Genomic DNA, 15,478 nt, shown 5'->3' on the forward strand with positions numbered 1-15,478 from the left:
ATCATATAATATCTATGTAATAAGTAGACGAAAATAAGATTTATCTAGAAGGAGACTAGACAATGGAAAAAAATCAAGAAATATCAGATCGGTTCTGGCAAGCTTCATTAACCGATTTGAAGCGAGGGTATGTGCTAGAAGAAGATAATCATTCATTAGGTCGGTTTATCTGTCTGATCGATGGGATGGTATGTGAGAAAGGAGTCATTTACCAGGAAGAAGGTGTCTTTTACGAAGCAGAACGTTATATGCAACACTATATTCAACAACACCATACGTCGATGTTTTCGTACTTGGTAGAGCTGGATAAAAAGTGGACAGGTATGACAGAAATTCAAAGTGGAATGGTGCAATCTTTTTATCAAGGGCGTTCAGATACTGAAATTGTAGCGGAAGTCGGAGGTAGTAAATCGACTATTCGTAATCATCGCTTTGCATTAAGGGAGAAAACAAAACAAGCCAAAGTATTTTTAGCGATTATGGAGTTGTTAGAAGAACAGCAAAATGATCCAGCTCCATTGGTATCTGTACATCGCACCGCTACGATGGTGGATGAACGTTATGCAGTAACAGAGAAAGAAAGTCAGGACATTTTGAAGCAATATTTCAAAGAAGGATTAGATGGGCCATTATCAGAGTTTCCGCGTAAAGAAAAGCGCAAAATTGTGATTTTACGTCATCTCATGAACGGATTCAATCCGGGTACAAAGTATACAGAAAAAGAAGTGAATGCGGTTCTGAAGCGTTCGTATGCCGATTATGTTACATTACGCCGTTATATGATTGAGTATGGATTTATGGATCGGTTAGATGATGGAAGTCAGTACTGGGTGAAGCAATAAGTGCTCGTTATGTATCTATATCCTCAGTTCATTTTTGTAGTAGTTAGACTTGTAATAAGCGATATAACACAATAAAAAACCCTCTCTGCATTCTAGATTACAGAGAGGGTTTTGGTATTTATTTTGCCCGTAGTTCTTTTTGGATCTGGCAGATACGGCTTTGAGAAATACCTAGAATACGAGCCAATTCATTTTGCGTCGCTTCTGGATTAGCTTTCATCGTATCTTCCACTTTAGTCAGCATTTCCCCCCGTTTACTACGTGATTTGCGTAAAGAAGATTGTAAGTTACGATTAGGTGTTGGCGCACTAGGCATATCTTCGAGTGCGATATGTTGAGATTCATCCCCCATTTGCTCTGTACAATCTCCACAAATAAATTGATCTTTGTAATAGATTAGATCGTCAAATGTTCCGCAAAAGATACATTGAATTCCTTTATGTTTCCGAAAAATAATTTCTTTTTCTGTAATAAAGAATTCCATAGGATCGCTTACACCAATTTCCATAGTGTCCCGTATTTCTTTCGGAATAACGATTCGTCCTAGACTGTCCAGCTGACGGACCATACCGGTTTTTTTCATGAGAAGTTCCTCCGCTTGGTCAAATTTATGAGAGAGAAATTAAAAGTAATTAGAAAAGTAAGTGTGCTTACTTTCTAATAACTGATTTGCATACAGTAATAGTAACATCGAATGTACAGATAAGGAACAAATTTAACATAAAAAATATAGTTCTGATATTTAGTTAACTACATAATTATGCATTAAAACAGTTTAAGATGCTTATTTTCTAACTTGAAAATAAAATTTTTCATAGCAAAGTTCAACAAAATAGAGTGTTTTTAATGTAAAAGCAAATACACAGTGAAATATAAAATTTGAAATTATTGTATAAAAATTCATTTAAATATATAATTGTTTATCTTCATATTAGGAATCATTTTGAGCGAATTTATCCTGCTTATCGATTGACAGGAAGGTTACAAAAAAAATAAGTAGCCTTTACTTTGTTATCATACACCGATCTGTACATAGATTCAAACTTCTATCATTAATATAACACTATAAACATATAAAATACAAAAAAAGCTACCTTTTAAGGTAGCATCATCATCATTAATACAGGAGTAGCGGCGAGTGTGAATAGTGCTGCTAAAATCATCGAAATACTAGAAATTGTACCGGTTAAAGAACTAAGCTCAAATGCTTTGGAAGTTCCTGTACCATGTGCTGCTGTACCGAACAAAATTCCTCGTGCAATCTCGCCATCGATTCGTAACCATTTTACAATAAAAGGACCTACAATCGTACCGATCAATCCGGTCATAATCACAAATACTGCTGTTACGGTAGGAACACCGCCGATAGCTTGAGACACATTCATCGCAATTGGTGTTGTAATCGAGCGCGGAATAATGCTGCTCATCAGACCGTTATCCAGATGCAACAGTTTCGCTAATAATGCAGAAGAAGTCACTGCTACAATCGAACCGAATAGAACACTGGATACAATCTCAACCGCATGCTTTTTAAGCGTTTGAATATTTTTGTACAAAGGAATAGCAAAAGCGATTGTAGCAGGCTGTAATAACCGGGATAACCATTGTCCACCCTGATTATAAGCTGTATATGGTACATGAATAGTGAGCAAAAGAATCACCAGAACGAGCGGTGTAATCAACAGTGGAGACAGATAGACACGCGGAAAACGGCGATATATTCGTTTGGTGACCATATAGATTAACAATGTTAGTAATAAAAATAATATAGTATTCATCCTGCGTGACGCTCCTTCCGCTTAGCCATCGTTCCAGCAAGTAACCCTGAACTGACCATCACTAATATGGTGCTGAGTATAACAATAACGACAATCCGTACCCCATCATGTTCTAACATCGGGATATAATTCATAATACCGACCGCTGAAGGAATAAAGAATAATAACAGTTCAGCAAGCAACCAGTTCGCCCCAATTTCTACCCATTCGAGCTTAATGACTTTGGTCTGTAGCAGTATAAATACAAGCGCAATACCGATAATGCTACCCGGAACAGGTAGATGCAACCAGCGCACTAACACATTTAACAGTTCAGAAAATCCCATCAGCACAGCAACCTGAAGTATTCCTTTCATGATATTCTTCATCTATATAAAACCTTCTCTCTTAATTGACTACCAATGATTGTTTATATGAAAATTTTACATCTGTTTCTTTCATAGGTAAAATTCATATATGGCATGAAATGTATTCCATCTGTCTATAGGAGGAAAGTGACATGGATATTCGGCATTTACAATATTTTATGGAAGTCGCCAGACTAGGAAGCTTTACCAAAGCGGCAGAAGCGCTATTTATTACACAGCCAACGATCAGCAAAACGATTCGTTCATTAGAAGATGAATTAGGCGCCAAGCTGTTCAATCGGATCGGGCGTACAGTGGAATTAACCGATGCAGGCAAAGTAATCCAGCATCAGGCTCGGATTATTGTAAAGTCTTTTCAAAATCTATCTTCTGAGTTGGACGATCTGCGTAATCTCAAAACAGGGCATCTGCGCATTGGATTACCACCGATGATCGGATCACGATTTTTTCCGCAGATTATCGGTAAGTTCCATCAGTTGTATCCTGATGTAACGATCCAGCTTTTTGAAAATGGTGGAAAAAAAGTTGAGCAAGATGTAGCCAATGGTGCGCTGGATATTGGAGTCACCGTATTGCCTGTAACCGAGAATGTGTTAAATCATTTTTCGTTTACTGAGGAAAAGCTGAATCTGTTAGTGCCTAATCATCACCGATTTGCACAGCAAGATTGCGCTGAACTTAGTGCACTGGCAGAAGATTCATTTATTATTTTCAGTGAGGATTTTACACTTCATGGTCGTATTATAGATGCTTGTATACGGGCAGGCTTCCAGCCGAAAGTGATCTATGAAAGTTCGCAATGGGATCTGATTAGTGAAATGGTGGGAGCAGGATTAGGAGTCGCTTTGTTACCCGAAACGATCTGTCAGCAGATTAGCCGGGATCATGTGCACATCTTGCCACTGGTGAACCCCTCGATCCCCTGGCAACTAGGCATGATCTGGCATCAAGATCGCTATCTCTCCTTTGCCGCACGCGAATGGCTTCGATTTACAAGGGAGTTTTTAGGAAAATAATCCAAACGAATTTAAGATTAGATCGTCTTATAGAATATTCCATAGGTAAACAGTCTTCTATAGAGAAGACTGTTTTTTGTTTTACAATTTCACTGATAAACCGACAAAAATAGCAATTATAGAAAAAATCTATCATTATTTATAGATGACTTTAAACCGTTGTTATCCGAATTAAAGAAGCGAAATAACTTATATTAACAATGAAATAAAGTAAAAAAAAGTAAAAAGTATTAATAGTTGACAAACATATACCATAGTAAGATACTGTGAATAGTCGCAATTAGGAAATCCTATTTATCCTTTTTGAGTATCGATTAGAAGGATAAAATTACTGTGATGATGATCTGAACAAAGGAGGGAATTATGAAATTTCTGCATATTGATGGAAGCTCAAGAGAAGATGGGAATGCTTCTACACTGGCGAAATATTTGTTACAAGATCTACCGTTTGAAGAAATCGCTTTGCGTGATTATCAGATTCAATTGATCACGGATGAGCGTCATAGTGAGCAAGGATTTGTACCTTTAGGTGATGATTATGATCGTTTATTACCTACTTTTTTAGAAGCGGATTATGTTGTTTTTAGTTCACCCATTTATTGGTATGGTTTGTCTGCTCAACTCAAAGCTTTTATCGATCGCTGGTCAGAATCCATGAGAATTGTACCGGATTTTCAAACGAAGATTAAGCACAAAAAAGTATTTCTGATTATTGTCGGTGGCGATGATCCTTATCGCAAAGGGTTGCCAATAGTACAACAATTTGAATATATTGCTGAATTTCTAGAACTTGATCTACAAGGTCATCTTATCGGGATTGGCAATAAGCCTGATGATATTTTGCAAGACCATATTGCACTGGATCAAGCCAAACAAATCAATCAACAACTACAACATATTAAGGAGAGTGTACAATGAGTGCAGCCAAATGCTTAACATGCAATGCCGAAGTTGAAGTGGATCAACAGACCGTAACTGGAGAAATTGTAGAATGCCAGGAATGCGGGCAAGAACATGAATTTCAATGGATCAATGAGCAACCTAATCTAGTGTTTGCTCCGGAAGTAGAAGAAGATTGGGGTGAATAATGTCAAATTCATATCCTCGTAAAAAATTGCTGTTTTGCGTAACCAAAATGCGTGAAGAAGAGCGTCGAATTTATGATTATTTGCTACAGGCTGGAATAGAAGTTGATGTATGTACAGACTCGATGCAATTAGAACTCGAAAATATTCGGCGTTACGATGTCGCTCTTATTCGTTGCTTGTCGCAGAGCAAAGCGTTAGAGCGGGCGCAATATATTGAGTTAGCCGGAGTCAAAACATTGAACTCGTATGAAGCGATCAAAATTTGTACCAATAAAGCTTTTCAAGCCATCATTTTTAAGCAAAACCAAATCGCGCAACCGGACTTTGCGATTGCGTTTACGTTTGAAAAGCTATACGAATATCTGGAACGATTTGATGGACGCTTTGTGATTAAGCCTGTCAGTTCATCATGGGGAAGAGGCGTAACTTTAATCAATAGTAAATTTGCGTTGGATGCATGGATCTCGGCTAGAGAATCGCTTGACCCTCAAGGTAAAGCTTTACCGGTACTGGTACAGGAATATGTAGATAAAGGGAACTATGATATTCGTGTCGTTATTGTAGATCGTCAACCGATTGTTGCTTTCAAACGTGTCTCCAACGATAATTGGTTGACCAATACGCATCTGGGAGCCGAGATTGATGTCATTAAGGTGAGTCAACCGATACAAGAAATCAGCAAACAACTGATTGATGCTATCGGAGAAGGTATCTATGGACTGGATTTATTTTACGATCATACCCGTAATATCTATATGGTCTGTGAAGTGAATCAGAACCCAGAGTTCGCCAAATCGTGGTTGATTCATAAAGTGGATGTTGCCAAAGCTATCGCTGAGTCTTGCCTGAATGTCCAGCCAGAATGGATACACGTCAAATCATCAGTATAACCATAAAGATACGATGACGATCATATCTATATCTATTGATAATCGTGATCGATGCTGTGTAAAAGGAGAATGATTAATGTCTTTAGCCAAAATATCTGAACAAGCACCGCAAAAAGTGTCTCAAAAAGATTATTTTTCAATCTCGTTTGTATTAGCTCGTGTACTTAACACCGGAATTATTATGAGTATCGAAAAAAATGAAAAAGAACTGAAAGGCTTAGAAAGTACATTATCCAAGCTGTCTGGTAAAAAGTATGTCACATTATACAACAGCTTCACAGCCGCTATTCATGGGGCGCTCTGGGGACAGGATATTGTGCATGGTAGCCAGGCTACACTTGCTCATTCAGCGGCTTCGCAGGAAAGAAAATTTGCGCAATGGTTAGGGATTGAATTGATTGAGGGATTAGATCAGGCGTACACCGTTATTGATATTGATTGGCAAAATCTAAAAGATATCGATACATTGCTGAAGCAGCATAGTCAGGACAAAGCGATCGTAGTGAATTTTACAGGACTATCGTTTGGCCCTGTGGCTACTCTACTCACCAATGAAGAACCGCTGTATAAAAAGTCAGAACGATTAAAAATATTTGGAGCCTTTGACTTGAGAACAATGTGGACACAGACCGAGCAAGAATTTGAAATTCAGCCTGGGGTGCAATTTAATTATCGCCTCAGTCCGCTGGTAGGCGCTTGTGTGAAACTGTCACTGTTACGGAGGGATAAACAAGATGAAGACTGATTTTAATCATTATTTACTGGATATTCCTGAAGAAACATGGGCTTATGAAGAATTAGCGATTGATGGCGGTCGAGCGGTGTTGCCACGTGAAGGTCGCAAAACAACTTTTCCGAATATTACCAAAGAAGATGTGCTACAAATGTTAATCTCGATTCAAAAGCAACCGGAAGAAGTGATTCAAGAATTTACCGATCAATACCGTCAGTATGTAGGCGCTAATTATGCGATCTCGACAGCGAGCGGCACATCCAGTCTACATTTGGCACTGATCGGCGCAGGGATAGAGCCAGGAGATGAAGTGATTCTACCTGCTTTTACGTTTATCGCAACTGCTCAAGCTGTCGTTGCCGCCAAAGGTATTCCTATCTTCGCTGATGTTGATCCACAGACGTATTGCCTGGATGTGACCCAGATTGAGAAATTGATTACACCACGTACCAAAGTGATTATGCCTGTGCATGTTCACGGTCTGCCTGCCAATATTGAAGCGATCCAGCAGATCTGCAATCAGTATCAGTTGAAGCTGGTGGAAGATGCCTCTCATGCTCATTCCGCTTCGATCAATGGTCAGTTATGCGGTTCTTTGGGCGATACCGCAGGGCAAAGTCTGATGGCAGACAAAAACTTCCCTGTAGGTGGCGAAGGCGGGATCGCCTTTTTCAAAAAAGAAGAAGATTATCAGCGTGCTTTGAATTTTCTGCAAGATTCAGGGATCGATTATGATATCTCATGGATCGCAGCGGCGTTCGGGATCAGTCAATTGGAGCGACTTCCTTATTACGATGCGATTCGTCAGCGCAATGCTCAACATTTGATCCGTACATTGAATCAGACCACTTTATTTCAAGGTCCTTATATTCCAGAAGGGTATAAGCACAGCTTCAATATGTTCCGTCTTCAGATCGATGTGAATCTGCCTGCTTTTGCCGGAATTCCTCCTTATCAGGTGAAAGAAGCGATTCAGACGATTTTGATGGAAGAAGGCGTGTTTGCAAGAGAATGGCAAAATGTGCCGATCCCTCGTCATCTTCCTTTTATCAATCAAAAAGGATTCGGTAATCAATATCCGTTTAGTCTATATCAAGAAGATGAATTACCTTATGGATTAGAACACTTTCCCAATACACTGGAAATGCTGAATACTACACTTGCGATTTGCCGGGAATTGCGCTCTCCTGTCGAATACGAAAAGTTGTTATCCTATGAGCTGGCATTCAAAAAGTTGGATCAAAATATCGAAAAAATCGCTACGTTTGCGCGTACTCTGAATGTTCAGCCACCTTATGAAAGAGATGCCCGCTTAGGATGAAGACGTATAAAGTAGGCATACTGGGTGGAAATGGATTTGTCGGTGGAGAATTATACCGCTTATTGAGCGCTCATCCGTATTTTGAAGTGGTTTTTATTTCTTCCGAATCCAAAGCAGGCATACCGGTCGAAAAAACACATAAAGCTTTTCTGTATCGCAAAGTGAACCCGAAATTAACCTATCAAAAAATGGCTGATCTCACCGACGAATGCGATTTTATTTTCTCGGCGTTGCCAACAGGTATCTTGCCCCGTCACCTATCCGATGTACTGGATCATACGAAGCAGATTTTTAATATTAGTGGTGATTATCGTTTTACGGATAACAACGTGTTGGAACGTTACTATCCTGCGTCTTTGGCAACATCTGTACAAGCGGAAAGTCATTATTATATTCCCGAAATATCGACAGTTGATCCCGATGCTAAAGTCATCAATCTGCCTGGATGTATGGCGGTTGCTTCGATCTATGCGATCTATCCGTTGGTGCTTCATTCGTTAATCGAAGGGCATGTCTTTATTGATGCCAAAACAGGCTCTAGTGGAGCAGGTAAAAGCAGTAAAGAAACGCATGCTGATCGCGTTAATAATTTTAGATTGCACAAAGGATTCGAGCATCGTCATCTTCCTGAGATTGATCATATTGCCAAAACATACAGCGAACATCCTGTCGATATTTCATTTGCTGCGTTCAGTCTGGATGTGGCACGTGGCATATTTGTCAGCGCTTATTCAGTACTCAAACCGTCTGTCGATGAATCCGATGTAAAAAAAGCTTTTTTTCAAGCGTATAAATCTAAGCCGTTTATCCGTTACTCCGGTCAAGCTTCACCCGGACCAATGATCAAAACGGTGCATGGAACCAACTATGCAGAAACAGGCTTTGTTGTACGAGATGGCAAATGTCTGAGTCTTGTGTCTATCGATAACTTAATCAAAGGGGCTGCCGGACAAGCGATTCAAGCAGCCAATATCTACTACGGAATTCCAGAGTCAACGGGTTTGACGACCGAAAGTGAGGGGTTATGGCCGTGATTAACAATCTGCATGTGATCAAGTTAGGCAGTAGCACTATTGGTAAAAGTGAAACGATTTTTGCAGAAATTGCGGCTCTTTCTAAACAAGGAGCCAAAATCCTACTCATTAGCGGTGGAGCTGATGCCATCGAACGCAAATTTGCTGATCTGCAAAAAGAAGTCCAATTTCTGACGCTAGATAATGGTGATCAAGTCCGCTATTGTCCACCAGAAGCGATGAATACGATTAGACAAGCGTATGCAGAGTATATTTTTGAACCTGTCCAACAACAGCTACAAGCTTATGGATTATCGGTGCTGACTCAATGTGCAGGTGATCATGGATGGGTACAAGGCAAGCAAGGTAAACCTTTGAAAGTACGTAAAGGTGACAAAAAAGTGATTGTACGGGATTCCTTATATGGAAGTTATGGATCAGCCAATCAACAGCTTTTGACTCAACTGCTACATACGTATGATGTGGTCTGCTTGTCTCCTCCTATTTATGATCCAGAGATCGGGCAGTATATCAATATTGATGCAGATATGTTGGCGGCACATTTAGCGATTGCGCTAGAAGCAAGTCATTTGCGCTTTGTAACCAGCACCGCAGGCATATTAAGCGATATTGCCAATCCGTCTTCAACGATCCGTGATATTTATCCGCAAGCCGAACAGATTGTAGTCACAGGCAGAATGAAGCAGAAATTAAGAGCCGCAGAACTTGCTCTCGATCAAGGGATCGCTGATATTGCAATCACAGGTCCTCATACACTGTATGGAGCAGGAAAAACATGGTTCTGGAGGGGACAACATATTCCTCCAGATATTGAACTGCTTCATCAAGCCATCAGTATCCCTTCGGTGTCCAAAGACGAAGCAGTACTTGCTCAATTTTTGCAAGAAAGAGTCAGTTCGGCTGAGATTGATGCAGAGATTGATCCAGCAGGCAATATTGTGTTGACCAAAGGTAGTGGTGAACATACGTTACTGCTACTCGGTCATATCGATACGGTTCCTTATGTCTGGCAAAGCGCTGTTCATGAGCAACGTGTCTCTGGACGGGGAAGTGTAGATGCCAAAGGAAGCCTGATCAACTTTGTAGAGGTATTGCGCACGATAGATGTTCCCGATCATGCCCGTTTAGTCGTGATCGGAGCAGTGGAAGAAGAAGTTTCTTCTTCCGCAGGTGCATTTTATGTGCGAGATCATGTACAGGCTGATGCGGTAATTATCGGTGAACCCAGCGGAACACATAATCTAACCCTCGGCTATTATGGCCTGCTCAAATTACAATTACATGTTGTGCAAAAGCAACAGCATTCCGCAGGCAAAGACAGTGTCAGTTCGATCGACAAAGTGTATCAATTGGCGACTCATTTACGAGAAATTATTGCTCAATATGATCATGATCATTTATCAGCCATCGTAGATATTGAAGCAGAGAATAGTGGAGGTCATTACAGTGCTTCAGCGACGTTGAATTTTAGAATATCGCCTCAAGCTCGTGCCGGATATATAGAGGACATTCATTCATTAGAATGGGCGGATAGCACTGTAGAGATCTTGCGGAATACACCGGGGTATCAGAATTCGCGCAAAGATCTATTGGTCAAATCTTTTGTACGTGGATCAAGTACAGTACTGGCTGAGAAACTTACCTTTTTGATGAAAAAAGGAACCAGTGATATGAATACACTGGCAACTACATGGACAGATATTCCGATGGTTGCTTTTGGGCCGGGAGATGCCAGCCTGGATCATACCGATCAAGAATTTCTGGATATCGAAGAAGTACGGTTAAGTCGCAAAGTATTACGTCAGAGCATTGAGACATGGTTTTCTTTGATCTCTTCGAAAAGTAAGGAGAATGTATATGCCCTTAACACAGAGCAAGTTACATGAACATACGATTCAAGCCCGCAAGCTGATTATAGATATTGCGGCAACCGAAGTAGGATGTCATATCGGAGGCAGTCTGTCTGTGATCGATCTTTTGTTAACTAGCTATTTTTTATATGGAAAAGATGACCGTAACCAGATTATTTTGAGTAAAGGGCATGCGGCGGCAGCGCTGTATAGCACGTTATATGTGTTAGATCTGATCGAAGATAATCCTGCGGATAGCTATGGAGCCAAAGATTCGCTATTTACAGGGCATCCTAATTATCTGCTTCCCCATATCTCTTTTGCGACAGGGAGTCTGGGACATGGGCCAGCGTATGGAGCAGGATGGGCGCTATCCCAACAGCTCAAGCAAGAATCGGGACTCAGTATTGTAATTAGTGGGGATGGTGAACTTCAAGAAGGGAGTTGCTGGGAAGCGATGCAAGTGATTGCTTCCAAACAGATTACTAACTTTATCTATATTATCGATGTAAATGGTGGACAAAATGATGGTCTGGTGCAAGATATTTCCCCATTAATTCATCTGGAAGATCGCTTCCGTGCTTTTGGATTTGATGTACAGGAGATTGATGGTCATGATATCGAACAGATTACACAAGCTTTGGAATCCAAAGGAGATCAACCGCTTGTTATTCTGGCGAATACGATTAAAGGTAAAGGAATCCAAGCGATGGAAGGCAATCCAAGCGCACATTATGCCAAAATTAGTAAAGCACAAGCTTACAAATGGAAGGAGGCGTTAAGATGAGTCTTTCAGGAAGAGATGCGTACAAAGATGAACTGACATTGCTTGCCGAACAGGATCAGACCATTGTCGCTATTGAAGCCGATCTAGGCGGCAAAAAGCATCAATTTGCACAGCAGTTTCCTGACCGCTTTTTCAATCTAGGGATTGCTGAAATGACATCGGTCGATCTCTGTGCGGGTCTGGCAGAAGGTGGATTTAAGCCATTCTTTTCAACGTTTGCTCCGTTTGTTGCTTTGCGCTGTGCCGAAAATATCAAGCTAGCAATGGGTTATATGCACAAAAATATCAATATTGTGAGCTGTTATGGCGGTGTATCAGGCGGCTGGTTTGGTACAACCCATCATTCATTAGAAGATATTGCTGTGATTCAGACTTTTCAAAATATTAAAATCGCTTGTCCGCATGGAGAAGAAGAAACAAGACGTGTGATTCGGGAAGCGGCAATATCAGAGCAACCGTATTATATTCGGCTTTCTCGTAACGAGTCATTTGACAGTCTACCTTCGATTGCGCAAGGAGATCAATATACTGTAGACGGTGCATGGATCGAAGATGCACCTATTGCCCTCATTTCTATCGGTGAACAAGCGACTGAAATGGCGATCCAATTGAAAAAAGAGCAACCCCATCTCAACCATCTACATCTGTGTTATGTAGATAAACAGTCATTGATCTCAAATTTGAAAAAAATAGAAAATAGCGCAGCACAAATTATTGTTATTGAAGAACATCGTCAGTCAGGCAGTGTCGGTTCTTATCTTAGTCTGTTGTTACCCCATAAGCAGGTGTATTCGTTTACCCCGAATGAGCAGTGGCCGAAGTATGGGGGCAGTCATGAAGATGTGCTGGAATATCTGGGATTTACGAAGGAAAAGCTTACGCAATTTATCTATGAGGTCAAGGAAGGCAGCCCACTATGTTCTTATCCATATTAAAAAATGCACAATTTCGTAAATTTCTAATCTCAGATGTGATTTCGGGTTTTGGCGTTGGGATGGCTACAATTGGAGCCAACTGGTATGTATTAGCACAGACAGGCTCGAATCAATATGTCGGCTTTTTGCTTACTTTTAATGTGCTTGCCGGATTTCTGGTGTCACCACTGGCTGGAATTATTACCGACCGTTTTGATCGTAAAAAAGTGATTTTGTGGACGTATCTATTGCGTGCTTTTTTATTGATTTTGTTAGCTGTTTTATTTTTTGTACAAGGATTTAGTATGCCATTAATGTATTTATTTGCAGTGATCAATGGTGTTGGATGGACGATCTATATGGCGGCTTCTCGTAGCTTGATTCAAGAGATTTTGCCGGAAGATGTACTGATTAATGGGAACTCTTTTATCGAGATTAGCTTACAGGTCGGGATGTTTTCCGCAGGAGCGGTATCAGGGATCATTTACAAATATTATGGATTTGAAGTGATTTTGTTTATCAATATTGTGGTATTCCTGATTAGCAGTATAGTGTTATCCGGTATTAAATATACATCTATTGTGAATCCTTCACACAAAGAAGGCTTTCTCAAAAGTTTTCGCGCAGGGCTTGGCTTTTTGCGTCAGCGCAAAACGATCTTTTTTCTAGGTATTATCTCGATTGTGCCGTTAGCAGTAACGATGCTGTATAACGTGGTATTGCCTGCTTACGTGAATGTAACGCTACAAAGTGACAGTATTACTTTTGGATTATCAGATATGTTTTATGGAATCGGCGGACTGGTATCTGGATTTCTTGTATCGCTGATGATTCCCAAAATATCGAATAAACAGATGGTATTGTTGTTCTTCTTCATCGCTACGATCGACTTATTTTCGTTATATCTGAATACGACGATTGTTTTACTGTATTTAGGAAGCCTTTTCTTAGGATTATGTAATTCTTCGCTTCGAATTGTGATGAATACCATCTTAATGGAAAATGTACAAAAAGCCTTTATGGGACGGGCGATGGCAGTCTGGACAGGGATATCACTATTGATTCAAGCAGGCGGTTCATCTGGTATGGGATTTGTGATCGACCGTTTTGGAGCAGGATACGGATTCTTATGTATGAGTATGCTAATGGTTGCAGGGCTGATCGGGTTTATATTTATTTCCACGCAAGTTCATATGTTAGCAAATGAGGAGAATCCATCATGGCAAACCAACGAATAATATTTGTAGAACCTAGCTTCTACGGAGTCAGTTTTGTAAAAGAAGCCAAAGCATTAGGATGTGAAGTGGTCGTGATCGCTTCATCCGCAGATAATCCACAATTATACGGCTATGAAGGACTATACGACGATCTGCTTATGGCAGATATTCGAGATGCAGAATCGATTTATCAAGCGATCGTCAATAGTCCATATCACGGTCAATTCGATGCCCTGATTCCAGCTACAGATTATGCGTCTGCGGTGACGGCTGAAGCAGGGGAGCGTCTGGGCATACACGGAACATCTTTTGTAGCCGCATCGAATGCACGGAATAAAGATCTAGCCAGACAAGCTTTTCTCAGAGATAACGTACCTAGTGCTAAGTTCGCTGTCGTGCGAGATAGTGAAGAAGCGGTTATCGCCGCAGCACGGATCGGTTATCCGGTGGTGCTCAAGCCGACCAATGCGGCAAGCAGTCAGAGTGTATATTTTGTTGAAAATGAGAGCGTCTTACGCGATGCTTTCCGTGAGATTATCGATTTCAAAACAACGTATATGGACTTCAAAGTCAGAGAAGAGTACCTGATCGAAGAGTATCTGACCGGCCCTGAATTTAGCGTAGAAATCTTTCTCAGTCAGGGTGAAATTGCTTTTGCGGAAATCACAGAAAAGCATACATCGGATTTGCCTTATTTTGTGGAGACGTTGCATGTATTCCCGTCATCGATTTATCAAGAACAACGTGACCAGATTATTGATGTAGCGAAGCAAGCGGTATTGTCGATCGGTATCCAAAACGGCCCTACTCATGTCGAACTCAAATACACTCAGGATGGCCCTAAGATTATTGAAGTGAACGGTAGACCCGGTGGAGACAATATCACGTCTGATCTGATCGTTAATGCGTATGGGATCAATATATTTAAAGAAACGATTTTGAAATATCTCGCCCAGCCATTAGATATTGATAAGAAAAAGTATCAAGCCTCCGCTATAGGTTACCTCGTCGCAGATCGCAAAGGAACGGTGCGTACCATCACTGGACTAGAGCATCTACATCACGAAGACGTCAAGCGTTATCAGATTGATGTGCAAGCAGGAAGCGATGTCGATATCGCCCGCAGTTCAGACGACCGTCTCGGCTACATTATCGTCGAAGCCGCTACCCCCATAGCCGCCAAGCACAAAGTAGAAGAACTGCTCGGTCAGATTCAGATTAGCTATGCTGAATAAATATGAAAGGATATACCTGTATCAGGGTGTATCCTTTTTTGTTTGAATTTATTCTCTAACTAGTGATATATGAACTAGATGATCTTATCTATTTTAAATTAGGATACTCTTATATTATTGAAATAAATAAATCCATATATAGATTTTTAATATAATTTTTATAAATATTAGATAAAAAATTGAATGTTATTAATTAGATGTTATAAGAATTTAATTGTGCAAATTTGCGCTAATAATTATCCACATATATGTAAAAAAGTAAATATCAAAATGATTGAAAATATATATCAAAATTGTAATATAGATTTCTAAAATTTATATATTAATATTAAGGTATCAGAAATTAATATGGAGGATATTGGAGGTAGATACATATATCAAGAGTGAATGGATAAATTTTGTGTA

At 40.2% G+C, this 15,478-nt stretch carries 16 protein-coding genes; 13 read left to right on the forward strand and 3 right to left on the reverse strand.

Annotated features, from left to right (window positions below):
• Nucleotides 1–62: 62 nt before the first annotated feature.
• Nucleotides 63–842 (forward strand): DUF2087 domain-containing protein, encoded by a 780-nt coding sequence (locus QCD85_RS18630; RefSeq protein ID WP_301263526.1) that lies wholly within the window; start codon nt 63–65, stop codon nt 840–842.
• Between the two features lie 118 nt (nt 843–960).
• Here the strand turns inward: QCD85_RS18630 and QCD85_RS18635 are convergent, their stop codons facing one another.
• The 3 genes from QCD85_RS18635 to QCD85_RS18645 form a co-directional block, all read right to left on the reverse strand.
• Nucleotides 961–1,425, reverse strand: a complete 465-nt coding sequence (locus QCD85_RS18635) for an AbrB/MazE/SpoVT family DNA-binding domain-containing protein (RefSeq protein ID WP_273613952.1) — start codon at nt 1,423–1,425, stop codon at nt 961–963.
• A gap of 514 nt (nt 1,426–1,939) precedes the next feature.
• Entirely contained in the window at nt 1,940–2,620 is a 681-nt protein-coding gene (locus QCD85_RS18640) for a CidB/LrgB family autolysis modulator (protein ID WP_274171612.1), read from the reverse strand.
• Nucleotides 2,617–2,988: a CidA/LrgA family protein gene (locus QCD85_RS18645; RefSeq protein WP_301263527.1), complete on the reverse strand. Its 372-nt coding sequence runs from the start codon at nt 2,986–2,988 to the stop codon at nt 2,617–2,619. Before QCD85_RS18645 ends, QCD85_RS18640 begins: the two co-directional genes overlap by 4 nt.
• Nucleotides 2,989–3,119: 131 nt before the next feature.
• Here QCD85_RS18645 and cidR point away from each other — a divergent pair, with 131 nt between their 5' ends.
• The 12 genes from cidR (at nt 3,120) to QCD85_RS18705 (ending at nt 15,073) form a co-directional block, all read left to right on the forward strand.
• Nucleotides 3,120–4,004: a cidABC operon transcriptional activator CidR gene (gene cidR, locus QCD85_RS18650; protein ID WP_273613950.1), complete on the forward strand. Its 885-nt coding sequence runs from the start codon at nt 3,120–3,122 to the stop codon at nt 4,002–4,004.
• A gap of 363 nt (nt 4,005–4,367) precedes the next feature.
• Nucleotides 4,368–4,922, forward strand: a complete 555-nt coding sequence (locus QCD85_RS18655; RefSeq protein ID WP_301263528.1) for a flavodoxin family protein — start codon at nt 4,368–4,370, stop codon at nt 4,920–4,922.
• Nucleotides 4,919–5,092, forward strand: a complete 174-nt coding sequence (locus QCD85_RS18660; protein WP_273613948.1) for a lysine biosynthesis protein LysW — start codon at nt 4,919–4,921, stop codon at nt 5,090–5,092. The genes QCD85_RS18655 and QCD85_RS18660 overlap by 4 nt, the downstream gene beginning before the upstream one ends.
• Entirely contained in the window at nt 5,092–5,982 is an 891-nt protein-coding gene (locus QCD85_RS18665; RefSeq protein ID WP_273613947.1) for an ATP-grasp domain-containing protein, read from the forward strand. The genes QCD85_RS18660 and QCD85_RS18665 overlap by 1 nt, the downstream gene beginning before the upstream one ends.
• 76 nt (nt 5,983–6,058) lie before the next feature.
• Nucleotides 6,059–6,727 (forward strand): degT/DnrJ/EryC1/StrS aminotransferase, encoded by a 669-nt coding sequence (locus QCD85_RS18670; RefSeq protein ID WP_301263529.1) that lies wholly within the window; start codon nt 6,059–6,061, stop codon nt 6,725–6,727.
• On the forward strand, nt 6,717–8,036 hold the full coding sequence (locus QCD85_RS18675) for a DegT/DnrJ/EryC1/StrS aminotransferase family protein (RefSeq protein WP_301263530.1): 1,320 nt from the start codon (nt 6,717–6,719) through the stop codon (nt 8,034–8,036). The genes QCD85_RS18670 and QCD85_RS18675 overlap by 11 nt, the downstream gene beginning before the upstream one ends.
• Nucleotides 8,033–9,070, forward strand: a complete 1,038-nt coding sequence (argC, locus tag QCD85_RS18680) for an N-acetyl-gamma-glutamyl-phosphate reductase (protein ID WP_301263531.1) — start codon at nt 8,033–8,035, stop codon at nt 9,068–9,070. Before QCD85_RS18675 ends, argC begins: the two co-directional genes overlap by 4 nt.
• Nucleotides 9,061–10,956 carry a M20/M25/M40 family metallo-hydrolase gene (locus QCD85_RS18685; RefSeq protein ID WP_301263532.1) on the forward strand — a complete coding sequence of 632 codons (1,896 nt, stop codon included), beginning with the start codon at nt 9,061–9,063 and terminating at the stop codon, nt 10,954–10,956. Before argC ends, QCD85_RS18685 begins: the two co-directional genes overlap by 10 nt.
• Complete coding sequence (locus tag QCD85_RS18690) at nt 10,928–11,707, forward strand: 1-deoxy-D-xylulose-5-phosphate synthase N-terminal domain-containing protein (RefSeq protein WP_274171619.1); 780 nt, start codon at nt 10,928–10,930, stop codon at nt 11,705–11,707. The genes QCD85_RS18685 and QCD85_RS18690 overlap by 29 nt, the downstream gene beginning before the upstream one ends.
• A complete protein-coding gene (locus tag QCD85_RS18695) occupies nt 11,704–12,642 on the forward strand; it encodes a transketolase family protein (RefSeq protein WP_301263533.1) in 939 nt (312 codons plus the stop codon). Before QCD85_RS18690 ends, QCD85_RS18695 begins: the two co-directional genes overlap by 4 nt.
• The gene (locus QCD85_RS18700) at nt 12,624–13,859 is read left to right on the forward strand and encodes an MFS transporter (protein ID WP_301263534.1); all 1,236 of its coding nucleotides are present in this window, start codon (nt 12,624–12,626) and stop codon (nt 13,857–13,859) included. Before QCD85_RS18695 ends, QCD85_RS18700 begins: the two co-directional genes overlap by 19 nt.
• Nucleotides 13,841–15,073, forward strand: coding sequence for an ATP-grasp domain-containing protein (locus QCD85_RS18705; protein WP_301263535.1), 1,233 nt, complete (start codon nt 13,841–13,843; stop codon nt 15,071–15,073). Before QCD85_RS18700 ends, QCD85_RS18705 begins: the two co-directional genes overlap by 19 nt.
• Nucleotides 15,074–15,478: the final 405 nt, after the last annotated feature.

It is taken from the genome of Paenibacillus sp. PsM32, from assembly GCF_030433815.1.
Lineage (GTDB): Bacteria > Bacillota > Bacilli > Paenibacillales > Paenibacillaceae > Saccharibacillus > Saccharibacillus kyungheensis.